General features: G+C 49.1%; 20 protein-coding genes and 1 pseudogene. 7 read left to right on the top strand and 14 right to left on the bottom strand.

The window, feature by feature from the left end:
• Positions 1-6 precede the first annotated feature (6 nt).
• The 3 genes and pseudogenes from BIY29_RS14300 to pgpB all read right to left on the bottom strand — a co-directional run bounded on the left by BIY29_RS14300 (position 7) and on the right by pgpB (position 1,544).
• Positions 7-312, bottom strand: coding sequence for a LapA family protein (locus BIY29_RS14300; protein ID WP_121575772.1), 306 nt, complete (start codon positions 310-312; stop codon positions 7-9).
• A 287-nt stretch (positions 313-599) separates the two neighbouring features.
• Positions 600-695: pseudogene (locus BIY29_RS21020) on the bottom strand (D-ribose ABC transporter substrate-binding protein); the annotation flags it as partial.
• Between the two features lie 81 nt (positions 696-776).
• On the bottom strand, positions 777-1,544 hold the full coding sequence (pgpB, locus tag BIY29_RS14305; protein ID WP_121575773.1) for a phosphatidylglycerophosphatase B: 768 nt from the start codon (positions 1,542-1,544) through the stop codon (positions 777-779).
• Between the two features lie 260 nt (positions 1,545-1,804).
• Here pgpB and ribA point away from each other — a divergent pair, with 260 nt between their 5' ends.
• Entirely contained in the window at positions 1,805-2,398 is a 594-nt protein-coding gene (ribA, locus tag BIY29_RS14310; RefSeq protein ID WP_121575774.1) for a GTP cyclohydrolase II, read from the top strand.
• Between the two features lie 67 nt (positions 2,399-2,465).
• On the opposite strand, the gene BIY29_RS14315 is transcribed toward ribA, so the two are convergent.
• Positions 2,466-2,768: a hypothetical protein gene (locus BIY29_RS14315; RefSeq protein ID WP_205680348.1), complete on the bottom strand. Its 303-nt coding sequence runs from the start codon at positions 2,766-2,768 to the stop codon at positions 2,466-2,468.
• 32 nt (positions 2,769-2,800) lie between these two features.
• Positions 2,801-5,476 (bottom strand): aconitate hydratase AcnA, encoded by a 2,676-nt coding sequence (gene acnA, locus BIY29_RS14320; protein ID WP_121575775.1) that lies wholly within the window; start codon positions 5,474-5,476, stop codon positions 2,801-2,803.
• A 394-nt stretch (positions 5,477-5,870) separates the two neighbouring features.
• Between acnA and gstA the strand changes: the two genes are divergently transcribed.
• Positions 5,871-6,479 carry a glutathione transferase GstA gene (gstA, locus tag BIY29_RS14325; RefSeq protein ID WP_121575776.1) on the top strand — a complete coding sequence of 203 codons (609 nt, stop codon included), beginning with the start codon at positions 5,871-5,873 and terminating at the stop codon, positions 6,477-6,479.
• 54 nt (positions 6,480-6,533) lie between these two features.
• On the opposite strand, the gene pdxY is transcribed toward gstA, so the two are convergent.
• The 5 genes from pdxY to anmK all read right to left on the bottom strand — a co-directional run bounded on the left by pdxY (position 6,534) and on the right by anmK (position 11,338).
• Entirely contained in the window at positions 6,534-7,391 is an 858-nt protein-coding gene (gene pdxY / locus BIY29_RS14330; protein ID WP_121575777.1) for a pyridoxal kinase PdxY, read from the bottom strand.
• An 89-nt stretch (positions 7,392-7,480) separates the two neighbouring features.
• A complete protein-coding gene (gene tyrS, locus BIY29_RS14335) occupies positions 7,481-8,758 on the bottom strand; it encodes a tyrosine--tRNA ligase (RefSeq protein WP_121575778.1) in 1,278 nt (425 codons plus the stop codon).
• 213 nt (positions 8,759-8,971) lie between these two features.
• The gene (gene pdxH / locus BIY29_RS14340; RefSeq protein ID WP_121575806.1) at positions 8,972-9,628 is read right to left on the bottom strand and encodes a pyridoxamine 5'-phosphate oxidase; all 657 of its coding nucleotides are present in this window, start codon (positions 9,626-9,628) and stop codon (positions 8,972-8,974) included.
• A gap of 170 nt (positions 9,629-9,798) precedes the next feature.
• Positions 9,799-10,110 carry an MliC family protein gene (locus tag BIY29_RS14345; protein ID WP_121575779.1) on the bottom strand — a complete coding sequence of 104 codons (312 nt, stop codon included), beginning with the start codon at positions 10,108-10,110 and terminating at the stop codon, positions 9,799-9,801.
• A 115-nt stretch (positions 10,111-10,225) separates the two neighbouring features.
• Positions 10,226-11,338 (bottom strand): anhydro-N-acetylmuramic acid kinase, encoded by a 1,113-nt coding sequence (gene anmK, locus BIY29_RS14350; protein ID WP_121575780.1) that lies wholly within the window; start codon positions 11,336-11,338, stop codon positions 10,226-10,228.
• A gap of 344 nt (positions 11,339-11,682) precedes the next feature.
• Here anmK and BIY29_RS14355 point away from each other — a divergent pair, with 344 nt between their 5' ends.
• On the top strand, positions 11,683-12,150 hold the full coding sequence (locus BIY29_RS14355; RefSeq protein ID WP_121575781.1) for an outer membrane lipoprotein: 468 nt from the start codon (positions 11,683-11,685) through the stop codon (positions 12,148-12,150).
• A gap of 407 nt (positions 12,151-12,557) precedes the next feature.
• Here the strand turns inward: BIY29_RS14355 and slyA are convergent, their stop codons facing one another.
• Positions 12,558-12,995 carry a transcriptional regulator SlyA gene (slyA, locus tag BIY29_RS14360; protein ID WP_121575782.1) on the bottom strand — a complete coding sequence of 146 codons (438 nt, stop codon included), beginning with the start codon at positions 12,993-12,995 and terminating at the stop codon, positions 12,558-12,560.
• A gap of 165 nt (positions 12,996-13,160) precedes the next feature.
• Positions 13,161-13,406: a DUF1289 domain-containing protein gene (locus tag BIY29_RS14365; RefSeq protein ID WP_121575783.1), complete on the bottom strand. Its 246-nt coding sequence runs from the start codon at positions 13,404-13,406 to the stop codon at positions 13,161-13,163.
• A 343-nt stretch (positions 13,407-13,749) separates the two neighbouring features.
• On the opposite strand from BIY29_RS14365, the gene gloA reads away from it, so the two are divergent.
• Both gloA and rnt read left to right on the top strand, forming a co-directional pair.
• Positions 13,750-14,157, top strand: coding sequence for a lactoylglutathione lyase (gene gloA / locus BIY29_RS14370; protein ID WP_121575784.1), 408 nt, complete (start codon positions 13,750-13,752; stop codon positions 14,155-14,157).
• Positions 14,158-14,328: 171 nt separating this feature from the next.
• A complete protein-coding gene (gene rnt / locus BIY29_RS14375) occupies positions 14,329-15,000 on the top strand; it encodes a ribonuclease T (RefSeq protein WP_121575785.1) in 672 nt (223 codons plus the stop codon).
• A gap of 102 nt (positions 15,001-15,102) precedes the next feature.
• Here the strand turns inward: rnt and BIY29_RS14380 are convergent, their stop codons facing one another.
• Positions 15,103-15,453, bottom strand: coding sequence for a Grx4 family monothiol glutaredoxin (locus BIY29_RS14380; RefSeq protein ID WP_121575786.1), 351 nt, complete (start codon positions 15,451-15,453; stop codon positions 15,103-15,105).
• A 342-nt stretch (positions 15,454-15,795) separates the two neighbouring features.
• On the opposite strand from BIY29_RS14380, the gene BIY29_RS14385 reads away from it, so the two are divergent.
• Positions 15,796-16,671 (top strand): C40 family peptidase, encoded by an 876-nt coding sequence (locus BIY29_RS14385; RefSeq protein ID WP_121575787.1) that lies wholly within the window; start codon positions 15,796-15,798, stop codon positions 16,669-16,671.
• Positions 16,672-16,772: 101 nt separating this feature from the next.
• Here the strand turns inward: BIY29_RS14385 and cydH are convergent, their stop codons facing one another.
• On the bottom strand, positions 16,773-16,862 hold the full coding sequence (cydH, locus tag BIY29_RS14390; RefSeq protein WP_121575788.1) for a cytochrome bd-I oxidase subunit CydH: 90 nt from the start codon (positions 16,860-16,862) through the stop codon (positions 16,773-16,775).
• Between the two features lie 377 nt (positions 16,863-17,239).
• Here cydH and purR point away from each other — a divergent pair, with 377 nt between their 5' ends.
• Positions 17,240-18,271 carry an HTH-type transcriptional repressor PurR gene (gene purR / locus BIY29_RS14395; protein WP_121575789.1) on the top strand — a complete coding sequence of 344 codons (1,032 nt, stop codon included), beginning with the start codon at positions 17,240-17,242 and terminating at the stop codon, positions 18,269-18,271.
• Positions 18,272-18,425 lie beyond the last annotated feature (154 nt).

Below are 18,425 nucleotides of genomic sequence, written 5' to 3' on the forward strand. Positions count from 1 at the left end.
GCTTCCTTAGTGGGTGGCAGGCTGTACTGGCGTCACGCTTTCCTCGTTCGAGGCTGAGAGTTGTTGTTCCAGGCGCTTGATTTTACGTTGAGCGCGGCCTAATGCAATGCGCTGACGGAGATAAAACAAACCACAAATTACCCAGCCAAGGATAAACCCCAGCGCAAACAATGCGGCAAGCAGTGTCGATATACGATAATCCCCTTGCGCCAACAGATAATTAAACGTAATCACCTGATCGTTGTGCGCACCAAGGGTGACAGAAATGATGAATATCGCCAGCACGAGTAAAAAAATCAGCAAGTATTTCACGTTTTCTTTCCTGTGATTTGCTATTAACCGAATGAATTATGCCAAATTTTGGCGGCATACCCTAAATAATTCGAGTTGCAGAACAAAACGTTGTCGTTTTGAACAACATAAAGCGTTAGCCCTTTACGGGCGGGGCCCAGGGATGGGCTGAGTAGTAAGAGCAGCCAACGCACATTCAATTTGACGTATGACGGGGATAAATCCCATTACATTACCATCTCCCAAACCAACCGGTGAATATTACATCCCCGTCACCTGAGGTTCTTTGCACGGGGGGCGATATCAGGATTGACCTGAAGTATAGCTTTTACCTTGCGGTCGATCGCCGTTTCAATCAACTGATTCTGTTTACTGATGTCATCATTATGAGAGGCGGCCAGTGTGATTTGACGAAAATAAGGTATGAATTTATAAACGCAGAGGCGGATGGCGTGCCGTCATCCGCAGAGATACAGAATAATGCTTTACCTTCTGGCGCTATTGTCTAACGCCTGTTTGTCGATTTCTGCACGCTGGAGAGAGAGCGGGCCACACCATCGTTGGGCCAACCAACAGGCCATCACCACCAGCAACCAGCTTATCAGCGTAGCGACCACCAGATCCCGCGGCCAGTGCATCCCCAATACCAGACGGCTTCCCATCACAGACGTCGCCCACAGCATCAGCACCACTACCGTTTTGTAATGCCGGCGCGCCCACAACAGCCCGACGCCCAGCAAAGCCCAGGTCGCCGCGAACATGGTATGTCCTGACGGAAAAGCAAACCCTGTTTCAAACTGCCAGTGAAGGCGTAACCACCGGGGGATCTGCGCTTCATCATGCAATTGGTTTTTTACCAGTTCAGCGCGTGCCTTACGTGGCAGAGAGTAGAAGTAGCTATCGTCAACCTGATGGTTTTTTTCCAGCCAGACGACGAACGGGCGTGGTTCCTGAACCCACTCTTTAATCGCGGACTTCATCCCCTGCCCGATCAGTACCGTGATAATCATGATCGCCACGATGCAGATCGCCGGTTTCAGACGAAAGCGCAAACACCACAAAAACCAGGCGCTCAATACGACACTGGTCAACGTTCCCCATGGTGAAGTCACCGTTTCTGTAGTCCAGAACAACATGCGCAGCCACAACCCACTATATTCCGGTTGCCACTGCCACCCGCTCACCCAACTAATCAATGGCATTATCAGCAGAAATGCCGCACCAATAGTGGTGCGCCTGGCGATGTCGTACATCATTTATTCCTATAATTCAGTGTGATGACTGAAACAAATATTTCACAATTCTATCAGAAAAACCGACACGAACTGTCAGTATGGCGTAAAATGGCTCCCGGTTCCGTCAATGAAAGAACCATCGTCTCACGCTTTTCGAACCGTTTGAATACGATCAGTGAGTGCAATGCCCTAACTTTTTCAGCGATGGTTTTTTGCTGGTCAAGGCCCCCATCCATCAGTAGGATGCGCGTCAGCATTTTTGTTTTTTGGAGAATAACATGCAGCTAAAACGGGTGGCAGATGCCAAATTACCCACCCCCTGGGGCGATTTCCTGATGGTAGGATTTGAAGAATTAGCTACAGGACATGATCATCTCGCCTTGGTTTATGGTGATATTTCTGGCCCGGTTCCAGTTCTGGCGCGTGTGCACTCTGAATGTCTGACGGGTGATGCGTTGTTTAGCCTGCGTTGTGACTGTGGGTTTCAGCTTGAAGCCGCACTGAGCCATATTGCCGAGGAAGGACGTGGCGTACTGCTGTACCACCGCCAGGAAGGCCGCAATATTGGTATGCTGAATAAGATCCGGGCCTATGCGTTACAGGATTTGGGCGCGGATACCGTTGAAGCAAATCATCAGTTAGGTTTTGCTGCTGACGAACGCGACTTCACATTATGTGCGGATATGTTCAAACTGCTGGGTGTCGATGAAGTCAGACTGCTGACCAATAATCCGCAAAAAGTAAAAATTCTCAATGAAGCCGGCATTAATATCGTCGAGCGGGTGCCGTTGCTGGTAGGCCGTAATCCGAAAAACGAACGCTATCTGGCGACAAAAGCCGCCAAAATGGGCCATCTGCTGGATATGAAATAACACATCAATAAATGCGAATGCCAGATGAGTCCCCCCTGGCATTCATTCTGCCCTAATGCTTGATGATCTAAATATCCTTGCTGTATACATCCGCTTTCTGGTCAGGCTTAAACCCACCGACGTAGGGTTTTACCAGTTGCGCCCGCACATAGTAATAAATGGGGAGCAACGAAATCTGCTGCTGTAGGATTTTTTCCGCCTGATGATAATCGTTATTCCATGCCGTTGAGGTGCCTGCGTTAACCGCACGATCCAGCAGGGCGTCGTAGTCAGCGTGGGAAAATTTCCCCTGATTATTGCTATCGCCCGTACGCAACATATTGAAATAGGTGGAAGGCTCATTGTAATCCGCCGCCCAGGACGAGCCCACGACGCAAAATGCTCCACGCGTCGTGGTCTGATTCAGAGCATATTACGAATCACATAATGCAGGATGCCGTCATTCTGGTAGTAGGTCAGTTCATTGCGGGTATCAATACGGCAACGGGTTTTAATCACCTGATTTCGGCCCTCATTATCCGTAATCGTAACCGCTACCGTGGCGCCGGGCGTCAACTGGTTTAATCCGGTAATCGATATTTGCTCATCGCCGTGCAACATCAAAGTTTTACGCGTTACACCTTGCGGGAACTCCAGTGGCAGGATCCCCATACCGATCAGATTAGAACGGTGAATACGCTCGAATGATTCAGCGATAACCACGCGCACCCCCAGCAAACGCGGGCCTTTTGCCGCCCAGTCACGGCTGGAGCCTGAGCCATACTCCTTACCTGCCAGTAAGGCCAGCGGAACATTTTCCTCTTGATAACGCATGGCGGCGTCATAGATCGTCATCTCGTTTTGTGAAGGGATATGCCGGGTATATCCCCCCTCTTTGCCGGGCACCATCTCATTACGGATACGAATATTGGCAAACGTGCCGCGCATCATCACTTCATGATTGCCACGCCGTGAGCCATAAGAGTTAAATTCTTTGGTTTCCACGCCACGCTCCAGCAGGTAACGCCCTGCCGGGCTGTCCCGTTTGATATTGCCCGCGGGAGAGATATGATCGGTGGTGACCGAGTCGCCCAGCATGGCCAGGATACGGGCACGATGGATATCCTGAACCGGTTCCGGGACTTTTCCCATATTGAGGAAAAATGGCGTCTGACGGATATAGGTCGATTCCTGAGGCCACTGATAGGTGGGATTGTTATCAACCTCAATATCTCTCCACTCCTGCGTACCTTCAAATACTGCGGCATATTGTTTATGAAACATATCCGCACTGACGTTCAATACCGCGTCGGCCACCTCTTTCGCTGAAGGCCAGATATCCTTCATATAGACCGGACGACCTTGTCGATCCTCACCCAGTGGTTCGCGGGTAAGATCAATATTCATATTTCCCGCCAGTGCATATGCCACTACCAGTGGCGGCGAGGCCAGCCAGTTGGTTTTCACCAGCGGATGAATACGGCCTTCAAAGTTACGGTTTCCTGACAACACGGCGGCTACGGTTAAATCACCCGCTTTAATCGCCGCTTCAATGGCTTCAGGCAACGGCCCTGAATTACCAATACAGGTGGTGCAGCCGTATCCCACCAAATTAAAGCCCAATTCATCGAGATACGCCGTTAGTCCGGCTTTGGCATAGTAATCCGTTACCACCCGCGACCCCGGCGCCAGCGATGTTTTAACCCAGGGCTTTTTCTTCAGCCCTCGTTTTACCGCATTCTTCGCCAGTAATCCGGCCGCCATCAGCACACTGGGATTTGACGTATTGGTACAGGAAGTGATCGCCGCAATCACAACGGCGCCCTGCTGTAAGCGGTGCGTCTCACCGGACAGGGTAAATTCTTCATAGTCCGGACGATCTTTCACCGTATTGATGTCCAGTTCCCTGCTGGCATTAAATGCCCGAGGCACACCCGCCAGCGGGACTCTGTCCTGCGGTCGTTTAGGGCCGGCCAGGCTGGTTTCAACACTATCCATGTCCAGCGACAGTTGACTGGTGAATACAGGTTCATCACCGGTATGTCGCCACAGCCCCTGTTGCTTACTATAGGCTTCCACCAGGGCGATTTGGTCATCGCTACGGTTAGTCAGCCGCATATATTCCAGCGTGATGCGGTCAACCGGGAAAAAACCGCAGGTAGCGCCATATTCCGGCGCCATATTGGCGATGGTGGCACGGTCGGCCAATGGTAAATAGTCCAGACCGTCGCCGTAGAATTCAACAAACTTCCCAACCACACCATGCTTACGCAACATTTGGGTCACGGTAAGAACCAGATCGGTCGCGGTGATCCCTTCACGCATTTTCCCGGTTAACTTAACCCCTACCACGTCCGGGATGAGCATGGAAATCGGCTGGCCCAGCATGGCGGCTTCGGCCTCAATCCCCCCGACACCCCACCCCAGTACGCCAAGACCATTAATCATGGTGGTATGTGAGTCCGTCCCGACCAGCGTATCAGGATACGCCATCAGCTTATCCTGCTGCTGTTCATACCATACCGTTTTTGCCAGATATTCAAGGTTAACCTGATGGCAAATTCCTGTTCCCGGCGGCACCACACTGAAGCGACTGAACGCCTTTTGCCCCCAACGCAGGAACTGGTATCGCTCATAGTTACGCTCCATTTCCAGTTGGGTGTTGTCAATCAGCGCCTGGTCGTCACCGAAATGGTCAACCGTTACCGAGTGGTCGATAACCAGATCAACCGGTGATAGCGGATTCACTTTATTAACATCTCCGCCAAGCCGCTCGACCGCCGCACGCATAGCGGCAAGATCGACAACGGCAGGTACACCGGTAAAATCCTGCATCAGCACCCGCGCAGGACGGTAGGCAATCTCCCGCTCGACATGCCCGGTTTTCAGCCATGAAACCACGGCGTGGAGATCGTCTTGCTGAACCGTATCGTCATCCAGATGGCGTAACAGGTTTTCCAGCAATACTTTTAACGACTTGGGTAAGTTATCAATCGTGCCAAGTTGCCGGGCCGCCAGGGGCAAACTGTAATAGTGATAGGTTTGTTGCCGTATCCTAAGCGTATCCAGACAGGTGTCGCGAAGAAAATGAGATGACATGCTTCCTCCCAAAGTGACCTGATTAATCATTATTTTGCGTCAACCGATCATTCAATACCCAGCCTGAATATACGGTCTTATTTAAATATAACACAAACAAAAAATAACATTTTGGCAACAATACAGTATGAATACAGCGATAGCCTATGGCTATTGATAAAAATAGAAGGGGTGATTTCGACAGATGATAAATTAACTAAAGTTAGTGGCTCTTTTGGCCGATACATGTAAGGTTAACTGTTAATTTTCTATCGTTTTTTTGTACGACAAACGTTTTGCAGAACGCATCACAACCTGATATCGCTGTATGTAGTAAAAGTACAAAATACGTTTATTTAATAAACGGCAGCCCATCTTTTGGGATGGATAAAATAATAATATCAAGGGGTTCTACATGAAATTGTTTTACAAGCCTGAAAGCAGTTCCCTTTTTGCTCATATCGTTTTGCTTGAATCCAAGTTGGATTTCAAACTTGAAAAGGTGGATCTCAAAGCTAAGAAAACTGAACGCGGTACGGATTACCTGTCAATTAATCCCAAAGGGCTTGTGCCAGCCTTATTACTGGATGATAACACCGTGCTTACCGAAGGCGTCGCTATTGCACAGTACGTCGCAGACCGGGTTCCACACTGCAACCTTATCGCCCCCATCGGCAGCATTGCCCGTTACCACACTATTGAGTGGCTTAACTATATTGCCACCGAGTTGCATAAAACCTTTTCCCCGATATTCCGCCCCGGTACGCCGGAGACATATAAAGAGCTGTTATTTGAATATCTACAGGTAAGATTTCGTTATATCAATCTGGTGCTGAGTGAACAGAATTATCTGGTTGCTAACCGTTTTAGCATCGCAGACGCCTATTTGTTCACGGTTATGCGCTGGGCGCAGTCATTGAAGCTGGATATGTTTCGCCACCCTGCGCTGGCCGCTTACCTGGAGCACATTGCCGAACGGCCTTCTGTCGTCACGGCGCTCAAGGTTGAAAGGTTGAAAGGTTGAAAGGTTGAAGAATAAAGAGCGCGGTGACTCACCGCGCTTTTTTCCTGAGGGTAATTATAAGCGTACCGCTTGAAAATGGTGACGTGGGTTAGCAATACCTTCCTGAGCGGCGACCAGTTGCAGCTCATATTCATTCATTTCTTTCGTCATCAGCATCACCTCATAAACCGCCGACGTGGTGTGCTCCAGCGCTTTATCCAGCGCAACCCCTTTCAGTAAATTCACCAGCAGTAACCCACTGGTCAGATCGCCTACGCCAACGGGCTGACGTTCAAATTCAACCAATGGACGGCTGATGTGCCAGGCATCGGTCGGCGTAACCAGCAGCATTTCAAAGCTGTCATGGCGATAAGCCGCCCGGCTGAGGTGCTTGACCAGAACGATTTTCGGCCCCTGCGCGCACAATGCCCGTGCAGTATTTACCGCGTCTTCCACATTTTGCACGGTATGGCCGCTAAGTTGCTCCAGTTCAGGCAGATTCGGCGCAATAACATCCGCCGCCTGCAATGCCTGACGACAATGAAACTCGGCTACCCCCGGTGCAACAATACAGCCTTTTTCGGGCGAACCCATCACCGGATCGCAGAAATACAACGCTTCAGGATTCACTGCTTTGACCCGCCGAACGATATTCAAAATATGCTCACCCTGTTCCGGCGAACCAATGTAACCACTCAGCACCGCATTACAGTCTTTCAGCCTGCCGATATCCGCAATACCTTGCACAATTTCGGTTAAATGGCTGGCTGGCATAACGCAACCAGTCCAGTGACCGTATTGCGTATGATTGGAAAATTGAACCGTATTAAGCGGCCAAACGTTTGCGCCCATGCGACGCATCGGAAATTCGGCGGCGCTGTTCCCCGCATGTCCAAAAACAACATGTGACTGAATAGAAAGTATATTTTTCATTGTATATGATTTAAATCCTTGCCTGCGCATTGGCGCATCAATAACGGCTAACAAAATACAGGGGGCTTACGTTCCCCGTTTACCTATGCTTATGCTTTCCAGCAGACCAGGCAGTAGTGCTTTTTACCCCGGCGCAACAAGGTATAACGGTCAAACAGACGATCGCCTGCACTAAATGTGTATTCTGGATCGGCTTGTTTTTCACCGTTGATCGCCACCGCATTAGAGGAAATCATCGTGCGAGCCTGGCCGCGCGATGGCACCAGTTCCGCACTGACCAGCGCCTGCTGTAGATCAGCATTCTGCTCCAGTTCAATGATCGGCATACCATCCTGAGCCAACTGGGCAAAATCTTCCTGTGTCATATCCTGCACTGAGCCGGAGAACAGGCTTTGCGTAATGCGGCGTGCCGCAGCTAATCCCGCGTCACCGTGAACCATACGGGTTACCTCTTCCGCCAGCACATGTTGAGCACGCGGCGCCTTATCGCTGTTTTTATCCTCTTCTTCCAGCGTATTGATCGCCTCCAGACTGATGAAAGTGAAGAACTTCAGGAAGCGGTAAACATCGGCATCAGCCGTATTGATCCAGAACTGATAGAACTTATAGGGACTGGTTTTGCTGGCATCGAGCCAGATTGCGCCGCCTTCGGTTTTACCGAATTTAGTGCCGTCAGACTTGGTGATCAGCGGCACAGTCATGCCATAAACTTGTTTCTGATTCATTCGACGGGTCAAATCAATACCGGACGTAATGTTCCCCCACTGATCCGAACCGCCAATTTGCAGCTCAACATTATGCTGCTTATTCAAAGAGGCGAAGTCGTAACCCTGTAACAGGTTGTAGGAAAATTCGGTAAAGGAAATACCCACATCATCGCGGTTCAGGCGCTGCTTAACCGCTTCTTTGTTAATCATCTGATTAACGGAGAAATGCTTGCCGATATCGCGCAGGAAATCCAGCACATTCATCTTGCCGAACCAATCATAGTTGTTGGCAGCAATCGCACTGTTTTCACCGCAATCAAAATCCAGGAACGGAGAAACCTGACGGCGTATTTTTTCTACCCATTCACTGACGGTTTCCGCAGTGTTCAGTTTACGTTCCGTTGCCTTAAAACTTGGGTCGCCGATCAGGCCGGTGGCGCCGCCGACCAGCGCCACCGGTTTGTGTCCGGCCAGCTGGAAACGCTTCAGGCAAAGCAGCGGCACCAGATGCCCCAAATGCAAGCTGTCGGCAGTGGGATCGAAGCCGCAATACAGCGCGATTGGCCCTTGCGCCAGTCGCTCTGCCAACGCTTCCTCATCCGTCACCTGGGCAATTAAGCCCCGCTCTTGCAGTTGTTTAATCAGGTTACTACTCGCCATCGATAACTCCGTTTTTATGCAAAATATCGTATTGTATGCAAGGCATAGCCTACTGGCAGTCGCCTATTTATTGGTCTACTCATCCCGTTAAAAATCAAGGACTGAAATATCAGGTTAATCGCCCATCCCGGCCAAAAACGCCGATGGCGCGAAACGCCATAGGATAAAGCGCTCACGTCAGGAGCGCCAGAGTTTAACAAGGATATTTGAGGATTAAGGCGCCAAGCGATCAACCTGCCAGCCATCGTCCTGCCGTTGATAGAAGAACCGGTCGTGCAGGCGGTGCTCGCCGCCTTGCCAGAACTCCACGGAATCGATAGTAATGCGAAAACCGCCCCAGAAGCTCGGCAACGGCACTTCACCATGCTGGAATTTCTGTTTAAGCTCCAGAAATTTACTTTCCAGAATACCGCGGGCGGAGATCCGGCTGGACTGTTTGGAGACCCACGCGCCAATCTGACTGTCTTTGGGGCGGCTGTGAAAATACTTCAGAACCTCCAGCGCAGGCAACTTCTCGGCCCGGCCCAGCACCATTACCTGCCGTTCCAGCATATGCCAGGGAAACAGCAGGCTGACTTTCGGGTTATGCGCCAGATGCAGCGCTTTGCGACTCCCCATATTGGTGTAAAACACCATGCCTTTTTCATCGTAATGTTTTAACAAAACGATTCGCTGATAAGGCTGTCCCTGCTCATCAACCGTTGCGACCGACATGGCCGTTGGATCCGCCAGTTTCGCTTCACATGCCTGTTTTAGCCAACGCTCAAACAGATCCAGCGGGTTATCGGTGAGATCGCTGCGGCGCAGCCCCCCACGGGTATATTCACGGCGCAGATCCGCGATATCGGGTTCCTGAGAGGGGGGCGTCATACTGGAAGAGATGCTTTCCTGTGTCATAGTGTGCTGGTGTCCTGCTGTGACAATCACGAGTCGGAAAAGGGGGTGAATCTCATTATTTTGCGCCCGTACCCGAAAAATCTCAATCAGCAACAACACGGCCAGCCTGTGGTCATAACGGCGATTATAGCGTTAAAGCACCGTCATCTTAACGCGCAATCATCAACAATGACCCGTTCACCGCGCTGAATAAAAGCATGGTTTCCCTTGCTCCAGAAAGTATACGCCCCATCGCTGTATCTTGCTCCGGAGGCAGAGACAACCTGCGGCAAGGTATGGCTCTCTCCGTCAAGCAAAAAGCTGACCTGCGAGGTCGATTGATCATCCTGCTGCATCGTTACCGTCAGCGGCATCGTACCGCACTGGTAGTACAACGTTTCAACCGATTGTTGATGACCAAAATAGCTGCATCCGCTTAATAGTACCAGTACCGCCCCTGTCAGCAGTGGTTTCATTCTTCTTCTCCTGTTTTTCCGATATCAGTGAAATGTGCGCCAGTCCGGCGGCATCAACAATTTCACTGTTACCAGTTTAACAATAGGCGGATTAATGAAACTCAGCAAAATCCGATTAGTCCATCATGGCAGGGTAAATTGCCCCCAGCACCGTTTCCTGACTTGCCCCCGTAACCGACGGCAGATTTCCCGGTAAGCCAGATAAGGTACGAGACGCCAGCCAGGCAAAGGCAAGCGCTTCCATATCATCACCACTGACGCCGAATTCATCCGTTGTACTGACTTCAATACCGGCTAACAAAGCCGAAAGCCGAGCCATGATAAGGGGGTTGCGGGCGCCGCCGCCGCACACCAGTAATCGTTCGCAGCCACCGCTCAACAAAACCTGCTCGGCGATGCTCATGGCCGTCAGTTCAACCAGCGTAGCCTGAACGTCCTGAGTCGATATCGGCGGCAGACCCGCCAGTTTTTTCTCCAGCCAGCCCAGATTAAAGTATTCACGCCCTGTACTCTTCGGCGCCCTTAGCGAAAAATAGGGATCGGCCATCATTCGGTGTAATAGCAGCGGATGAACCTGCCCCGTCATCGCCCATTTGGCATTTTTATCGTAGGGTTGCGCACAATGACGCCAGATCCAGGAATCTAATAACATATTACCCGGACCGGTATCATAACCACGTACGACTGCCCCCGGAACCAATAGCGACAAATTGGCAATACCACCGATGTTAAGTACGATGCGCCGCTCAACCGGGTGCTGCAATAATGCATGATGAAATGCCGGCACCAGTGGAGCCCCCTGCCCGCCGTATGCCAGATCGCGGCGGCGAAAATCGCCCACGGTGGTAATCCCGGTCATTGCGGCAATACGGTTATTATCACCAATCTGTAGCGTACAGGATGCCTCGCCATTCGGTTCGTGCCAGACGGTCTGCCCGTGGCAGCCGATAGCGGTAATATCCTGCGCTCCCAGCCCTGTTTCTTTGAGCAATGCCAGAACCGCCTCTGCGAACAAGATTCCCATCCGGGTGTCTAGCTGCCCAAGAGCGGACAGTGTGACCTTCTGCCCCTGACACATACCCAGAACGGCCTTTTTAATATGCTGCGGGATAGGGTGGCAATAGCTGGCTTGCTGCGCAACGGTGTCTTCATCAATAGCCGCCATCACCACATCAATACCATCGAGGCTGGTGCCTGACATCACACCAATGTATCTGCCGGATCTCATTTCATGACCTTTTTCCCTGCGGGATAAAGAAAAGTAACCCTTGAAAATAGGATTAGGGCAAAAATAACATTTTAACACACTGAATTATTATATTTTTTATGTTTTGTTATCTCAGTTGAATTTTTGTTAAAAAATAGCCGAGTGATGGTATTTACAACAAAAAAAAAACAGATTGGGCGGATTTTACTCGCCGTTTACCACCAATTTAGGCGCACTATTATATTCTGCAAAAAAGAGTAAAAAGAGTGGAATGGAACGCCAAGCCAGACCATAATTTAATCGTATAAAATTCGTCGGCCAAGGCTTTGCCAACCCGACATATCGCCATTACAGGAGTATTGTTTATGATGAAGCGTTTGCTTGTGGTTACTCTGGCTGGTATCACACTGGCTGGCTGTGCCAATACCAGTACGCTTTCCGGAGATGTTTACAGCGCCTCCGAAGCCAAACAGGTGCAAACCGTCACCTACGGAACCATTGTATCGACACGTCCGGTTCAGATTCAGGCGGGTGAAGACGCCAACGTTATCGGCGCACTTGGCGGGGCGGTTTTAGGGGGTTTTCTGGGTAACACCATCGGTGGGGGATCAGGCCGTAGTCTGGCAACTGCGGCAGGTGCTGTTGCAGGCGGCGTAGCAGGTAACAGCGCCACTGACGCCCTGAACCGTACTCAAGGTGTCGAACTGGAAATCCGTAAAGATGATGGCAGCACCGTCATGGTTGTTCAAAAACAAGGTGATACCAAATTCAGCGCAGGACAACGTGTGGCTATGGCGAGTAATGGCCGCAGCATTACCGTCTCCCCTCGCTAACACATGAAAATAATCACCACCTGTACAGGTGGTGATTATCATCAATAATTAAACGTCTGTACTCGTCATACTTCAAGTTGCATGTGCGTTGGCCGCGTTCACTACTCGGCTCATCCGTGGGCCTCGCCCCTTCGGGGCCGCTGTGAACAGCGTTCAAATCTGCTCCTGGCAGATTTGTCACCCGAATCACTTACTTGTGTAAGCTCATCGGGATTAATGAGAGACATCCTGTCTCTCACCAAAGGTCAGCCGTTGGCTGGTCAAATTCGTTCCCGACGAATTTGTCCTTCTCTTGCCACCTTCCTGCAACTCGAATTATTTAGAGTATATTAAAAGACGGACAATAATAAACTTGAAAACCTTACTGGGAATTATTTCTTTTCCACAAAGGCGGATGAGACAATTAACTAAGACTGGTCCTCATGTAATGCCAGTATATTTTGTTCCAAACGCGCAATCAGCAAGGCTAATTCCTCGACCTGTTGAGGAGTAATGCCAAATAGAATTTCTCTACGGGTGTGGCTAATCACATCATTAACCGCCTGTATTATTGGATCTGCGGCTTCGGTAAGCAATATACGTTTAGCGCGTCTGTCATGTGAGCATACATGTCTGGTAATCAATCCCTTCTCTTCCAGTTGATCTAATGTTCTGACTAATGAAGGCTGCTCGATCCCTATAGCTTTGGCAAGTTGAATCTGTGACTGGCCCGGCGGCAAATGATGTATATTGTGTAATGTCACCCAATGTGTTTGAGTCAATTCCAGTGGTTTTAACCGATGATCAATTAATGCACGCCAAACGCGCACTAAACGAGCTAAATCAGATCCTAATGGCAATTCCATAAACGCTCCTTATAATTAGCTTGCTAAGTTATATCCCTGGATTGCAATCGATTCCGATTTATAAAAAAAATGACTTTTATTATTTCAGAAAAAGGGATTCTACCAAATAAAAGTCCTTTAAAAATGATCTTAGGCTTATTTTATTCAGTGGCTGTTTACTTGACGCTAAAATAAGGGCGGTTGCTGAGGTTCCACTGTCACTGACTGCGTTGTTTTTTCTGCACGCAACCAACGTTTCATTCTCTGCCGGCACAGGCGCAATACGTCCTGTTTCTGTGCATCACTCATCTGCCCCCAGACAAAACGCTCATGGCGATTGCGAAAGCAACCGCGACAAAAACCACGCTCATCAGACTGACAAACGCCGCGACATGGATTGGGGACAACAAAGAGCTCAAGTTGCTCAGGCACCGTACCTCCTTTCACCACTGTGTTTATTGAAGCCCGGTTCTCTCTCGCTGGCAAGTCCTAGCTAAGGATAACAAGTAAAATAATTAGTACCCATTGTAATTTCAGATAATTTTCCTGCGTTATCGCACCGTTCACCGGCACGATTTTCCTATTTTCAGCCCGTATGAGTCAGAAGAGACAACGTTTTACTACCGACGCTCTCCTGAAACGGTGGAGCATCAAGCCACGGCCTTTGCCGGCAATATCTTGGACTCAGCATATCTGCAACGCTATACTTCCTTCCTATCGTTTTTTCCACCATGTTGCCGTTTAACCACAATAGCCAATCGAGGAAGTTGAAATTATGCGCCTACTTCACACCATGCTGCGTGTTGGCGATTTACCACGCGCTATCGACTTTTATACCAATGTGCTAGGTATGCGTCTGCTACGTACCAGTGAAAACACCGAATATAAATATACTCTGGCATTCGTCGGCTATACCGAAGAAAGCGAAGGGGCTGTCATTGAATTAACTTATAACTGGGGCGTAGATCGTTACGATCTGGGTAACGCATATGGCCATATCGCGCTGGGTGTAGATGATGTAGCGGCCACCTGTGATCGCATTCGTAAAGCGGGGGGAAATGTAACCCGTGAAGCTGGCCCGGTAAAAGGCGGTACAACCGTTATTGCCTTTGTTGAAGATCCTGATGGTTACAAAATTGAGCTGATTGAAAACGCACAATCCGGTCAGGGGATTGGCCGCTAATTACGCTATGCAGGTGCCAGGCGGGCACCTGCCCTGTTTTCACATACGCTCCCCAATCATTAGCGTTGCGGCAAGAGGCTGCAACCCCAAATCAGGTAAGCAAGGTATACTGCATCTCTCGCCAAAATTTGCCATAATGCGCGCTGCATTTTGCTAAAGATTAAGAGACTAATGGCTGATAAAAATGACCTGAACGCCCTGAGTGGTCGTTTCCGTGGGTTTTACCCGGTGGTGATCGATGTTGAAACTGCCGGGTTTAATGCCAAGACCGATGCATTGCTGGAAGTCGCAGCGGTAACATTAAAAATGGATGTTGATGGATGGCTACAGCCAGATGAAACCTTACATTTTCATGTTGAGCCTTTTGACGGCGCAATATTGGAACCCGCCGCTCTGGCGTTTAACGGTATTGACCCAAGCAACCCGTTACGTGGTGCGGTCAGCGAATATGAAGCTCTGCATGAAATTTTCAAAGTTGTCCGCAAGGGATTAAAAGACCAGGGTTGTAATCGGGCAATTATCGTGGCGCATAACGCCACTTTTGATCATAGCTTTATGATGGCTGCGGCTGAACGTTGCAGTTTAAAGCGTAATCCTTTCCATCCTTTCGCCACTTTTGACACGGCGGCTCTTAGTGGTCTGGTCTTAGGGCAAACTGTTCTTGCCAAAGCCTGTATCACTGCGGGTATCGCTTTTGACTCCAGCCAGGCGCACTCCGCACTCTATGATACCAATCAGACTGCACTGCTATTTTGTGAACTGGTTAACAGATGGAAACGGATGGGGGGGTGGCCTATCGCTTTTGACGAGAATCAATCACAAGAAACCCCGGTTGCCAGTTAGCCGTCATTAAAAATGACAGGGTAGCTTCCGCCCCCTGTCTTGTTTCATCACACAGCAAGATTTTATCTGTATCGCGCTTAAGCGTATGGCTTTCCGCCGGATTTATTCCTGATCTTCCTGCTGGGACTTATATTTTTCTGCTGTTTCTTTAATCAGTTGCTGTAACTCGCCGCGCTGATACATTTCAATAATGATGTCGCAGCCGCCGACTAATTCACCATCGACCCACAGTTGGGGAAACGTCGGCCAGTTAGCATACTTAGGTAACTCTGCACGGATATCCGGGTTCTGCAAGATATCGACATAGGCAAAACGTTCGCCACAAGCAGACAACGCCTGTACTGCCTGTGCGGAAAACCCGCAGCTTGGCAATTTAGGTGAACCTTTCATATACAGCAGAATCGGGTTTTCAGCGATCTGGCGCTGAATTTTTTCAATTGTCGTTGTCGTCATTCTCTTGCTTCCTTAAATCTATTGGATGGCTAACGCAATATTAATTAACCATGAGCATCTGTCAGATGTGCCATTACAGCGCCATCCACGCAATTATATTGTACCGAGGGCAGCGTCAACAAAAAAACGCCATTTTTTGTAGGGATATATCTTCCCTGTAAACGAACGGTATTTGATGGAAGCCAGGGCAAAAAACGATGATAAATCCGCAAAAAAAAACCACAATTAACTTTTTTTCACTATTCTGTATCAATAAAGAGGTCATTCCCACTTTTTTATAATGCCGTTTTCGGGAATACTGTACGGGCTTAACGATATTAAGGATGATCCCCCCCAGCCATCATGCGCTTGTTTACTACCATTTTTATATTATTTTTCAGTAATCTATTCCTGAACTTAGCGCAGGCGACACCTCATACGCCAAATTCCTCGCCGCGAAAAGTCAACGTAAACAGCGCACCGGCGGGAGATCATAAGAAAAGCAAGCAGACGAAGAAAAATCCTCAAAAATCACCGATACCGATAAAAAGCCAGAAAAAGCCCATCGACAAAGTAAACTCTGCCGCCGATAAAGTTAATCACCCCCTCATCACCAGGCATAAACAAGAACAAGCACTGCCAAGAACGAAGGGCAGCACACCAGCGCTGGTTAGGAAAAACCTCAAAAAATTGCGATCGGAAAACGACGCGAAGATGGCTTCTACACATTCCAAAATAAAAGTCATCCGCCTTAAAAATAAAACAGAAAAAGGATTAGAACTGAGCAATACCCACAAAGGATTAGAATTGAGCGATACCCACAAAAGACGCTACCAACATGCCAAATTAACGGCAATGAACAAGCTGATGAGCCAGGTGGGCAAACCCTATCGTTGGGGGGGGGCATCACCTTTTACCGGGTTTGACTGTAGTGGTTTGGTTTATTACGCCTACAAAGACGTTGTAAAAATTCCCATCCCCCGCACAGCAAATGAAATGTATCATTTGCGCGATGCGGCGCCGATAAAGAAAAATGAGTTGGAAAGCGGCGATTTGGTTTTCTTCCGCATCAATAATCGTGGCGAAGCCGATCATGTCGGGGTCTATCTGGGGGAGGGTAAATTTATTCAGTCACCGCGCACCGGCTCAGATATCCGTATCAGTAAACTGAGTGAGGATTACTGGCAGGATCATTATGTCGGTGCCCGTCGTGTTGTCACCCCTCAGACCATTCGCTGATCTGGGTTCAGACAAGTACACCCAAAGTCGTTCAGCATAAACAGAAAGAATTCAGGCACGTAAACGTGCCTGAATGATGACGATAAACAGCGGGACGCTGATTAATTCAATACCGCAACAAAACTAAATACAATGATCATTGCCAGCGCACCAACGGTGGTCAGCAACGACATCTTCAGGTCAGTATCCATAAGTGTCTCCTTTTGCACATCAAGTTATCGGAAGAAAGCATTAACCATCTTGGGACGCTCAAACCAAACTTCGAGTTAAAACGGCATAGCCTATGACGATTGAGATTCTTCCATAGTTTGACCGAAAAATCTCATACCGGTGTATCACTACCAGTATAAATTACCGCTTCCACTTTCGTGGCAAATCGGACAAAATCCGCTGTTTAACGGCACGTCGCGTATTAGTCGAAAAACGTCAACCTTGCCCCTTCAGGTATACCATTCGGCATTCTCCTTCTGAAAAACCTGTTTTTACTTAGAAAGAGAAGATGAAACGCAGGCAAACGATTAACAATATACTTACGACTGTAATAAGTCAGTTCAGGAGTCATTTTTACATGGCAACGATCAAAGATGTGGCAAAACGTGCCGGCGTTTCTACCACAACCGTATCACACGTGATTAATAAAACACGTTTCGTCGCCGAAGAGACTAAAGCTGCCGTGAGGGCCGCCATTAAGGAATTACACTATTCACCCAGTGCCGTCGCCCGCAGTCTTAAAGTCAATCACACCAAATCCATTGGGTTACTGGCCACGTCAAGTGAAGCCCCCTACTTTGCTGAAATCATAGAAGCCGTTGAAAACAGTTGCTATGCCAAGGGTTACACGCTGATTTTGTGTAACTCGCATAACGATCTCGATAAACAACGCGCCTATCTTTCCATGCTGGCCCAGAAACGTGTCGATGGATTGCTGGTCATGTGTGCAGAATATCCCCCTGAGTTGCTCGTCATGCTGGAAGACTATCGCAGCATTCCGATGGTGGTCATGGATTGGGGTCAGGCTCACAATGATTTTACCGATACCATTATTGATAACGCCTTTGAGGGGGGGTATATGGCAGGTCGCTACCTTATCGAACGCGGCCACCGGGACATCGGCGCCATCCCTGGTATTCAAGAACGGAATACCGGTAGCGGGCGCTATCTTGGCTTTTTGCAAGCGTTGAATGATGCCGCTATTCAGATCCGTGATGAATGGGTCGTTCAGGGAGATTTTGAACCGGAATCCGGTTATAAGGCAATGCATCAGATTCTGGCGCAAAAACATCGGCCGACGGCGGTGTTCTGCGGTGGAGATATTATGGCCATGGGGGCAATTTGCGCAGCCGATGAGTTGGGGTTGCGTGTTCCTCAGGATATTTCAGTGATTGGATACGACAATATTCGTCATGCCCGCTTTTTTACCCCGGCGCTGACAACCATCCACCAGCCCAAAGAACGACTAGGGCAATCTGCTTTCGCCATGTTACTGGACCGTATCACCAGCAAGCGTGAAGACGCACAGGTCATTGAGGTACACCCTACCCTGATTGAACGTCGCTCCGTTGCCGATGGCCCATTCCGCGATTACCGGCGTTACTCCTGAGAACAGACGAATTTCTTATATCAGGCGGCCCCCCCATGATGCCACCAACTGCCTCAGCCAATTTATACTTGTACCCTGGCTGAAGCAGTCATAAACTATTTTTGGCCTTTTGTGACAACAACCCTGTTTATCACTATCCTTTAGTGGTAAGCGC

Origin of the sequence: Brenneria alni (assembly GCF_003666245.1) — a bacterium.
GTDB classification, from domain to species: Bacteria; Pseudomonadota; Gammaproteobacteria; order Enterobacterales; family Enterobacteriaceae; genus Brenneria; species Brenneria alni.

What these genes read in the sequence shown, in the direction of transcription:
- pgpB (WP_121575773.1), bottom strand. Translation starts at nt 1,544, where the DNA reads ATGTACGACATCGCCAGGCGCACCACTATTGGTGCGGCATTTCTGCTG.
- ribA (WP_121575774.1), top strand. Translation starts at nt 1,805, where the DNA reads ATGCAGCTAAAACGGGTGGCAGATGCCAAATTACCCACCCCCTGGGGC.
- acnA (WP_121575775.1), bottom strand. Translation starts at nt 5,476, where the DNA reads ATGTCATCTCATTTTCTTCGCGACACCTGTCTGGATACGCTTAGGATA.
- gstA (WP_121575776.1), top strand. Translation starts at nt 5,871, where the DNA reads ATGAAATTGTTTTACAAGCCTGAAAGCAGTTCCCTTTTTGCTCATATC.
- pdxY (WP_121575777.1), bottom strand. Translation starts at nt 7,391, where the DNA reads ATGAAAAATATACTTTCTATTCAGTCACATGTTGTTTTTGGACATGCG.
- tyrS (WP_121575778.1), bottom strand. Translation starts at nt 8,758, where the DNA reads ATGGCGAGTAGTAACCTGATTAAACAACTGCAAGAGCGGGGCTTAATT.
- pdxH (WP_121575806.1), bottom strand. Translation starts at nt 9,628, where the DNA reads ATGACGCCCCCCTCTCAGGAACCCGATATCGCGGATCTGCGCCGTGAA.
- BIY29_RS14345 (WP_121575779.1), bottom strand. Translation starts at nt 10,110, where the DNA reads ATGAAACCACTGCTGACAGGGGCGGTACTGGTACTATTAAGCGGATGC.
- anmK (WP_121575780.1), bottom strand. Translation starts at nt 11,338, where the DNA reads ATGAGATCCGGCAGATACATTGGTGTGATGTCAGGCACCAGCCTCGAT.
- BIY29_RS14355 (WP_121575781.1), top strand. Translation starts at nt 11,683, where the DNA reads ATGATGAAGCGTTTGCTTGTGGTTACTCTGGCTGGTATCACACTGGCT.
- slyA (WP_121575782.1), bottom strand. Translation starts at nt 12,995, where the DNA reads ATGGAATTGCCATTAGGATCTGATTTAGCTCGTTTAGTGCGCGTTTGG.
- gloA (WP_121575784.1), top strand. Translation starts at nt 13,750, where the DNA reads ATGCGCCTACTTCACACCATGCTGCGTGTTGGCGATTTACCACGCGCT.
- rnt (WP_121575785.1), top strand. Translation starts at nt 14,329, where the DNA reads ATGGCTGATAAAAATGACCTGAACGCCCTGAGTGGTCGTTTCCGTGGG.
- BIY29_RS14380 (WP_121575786.1), bottom strand. Translation starts at nt 15,453, where the DNA reads ATGACGACAACGACAATTGAAAAAATTCAGCGCCAGATCGCTGAAAAC.
- BIY29_RS14385 (WP_121575787.1), top strand. Translation starts at nt 15,796, where the DNA reads ATGCGCTTGTTTACTACCATTTTTATATTATTTTTCAGTAATCTATTC.
- cydH (WP_121575788.1), bottom strand. Translation starts at nt 16,862, where the DNA reads ATGGATACTGACCTGAAGATGTCGTTGCTGACCACCGTTGGTGCGCTG.
- purR (WP_121575789.1), top strand. Translation starts at nt 17,240, where the DNA reads ATGGCAACGATCAAAGATGTGGCAAAACGTGCCGGCGTTTCTACCACA.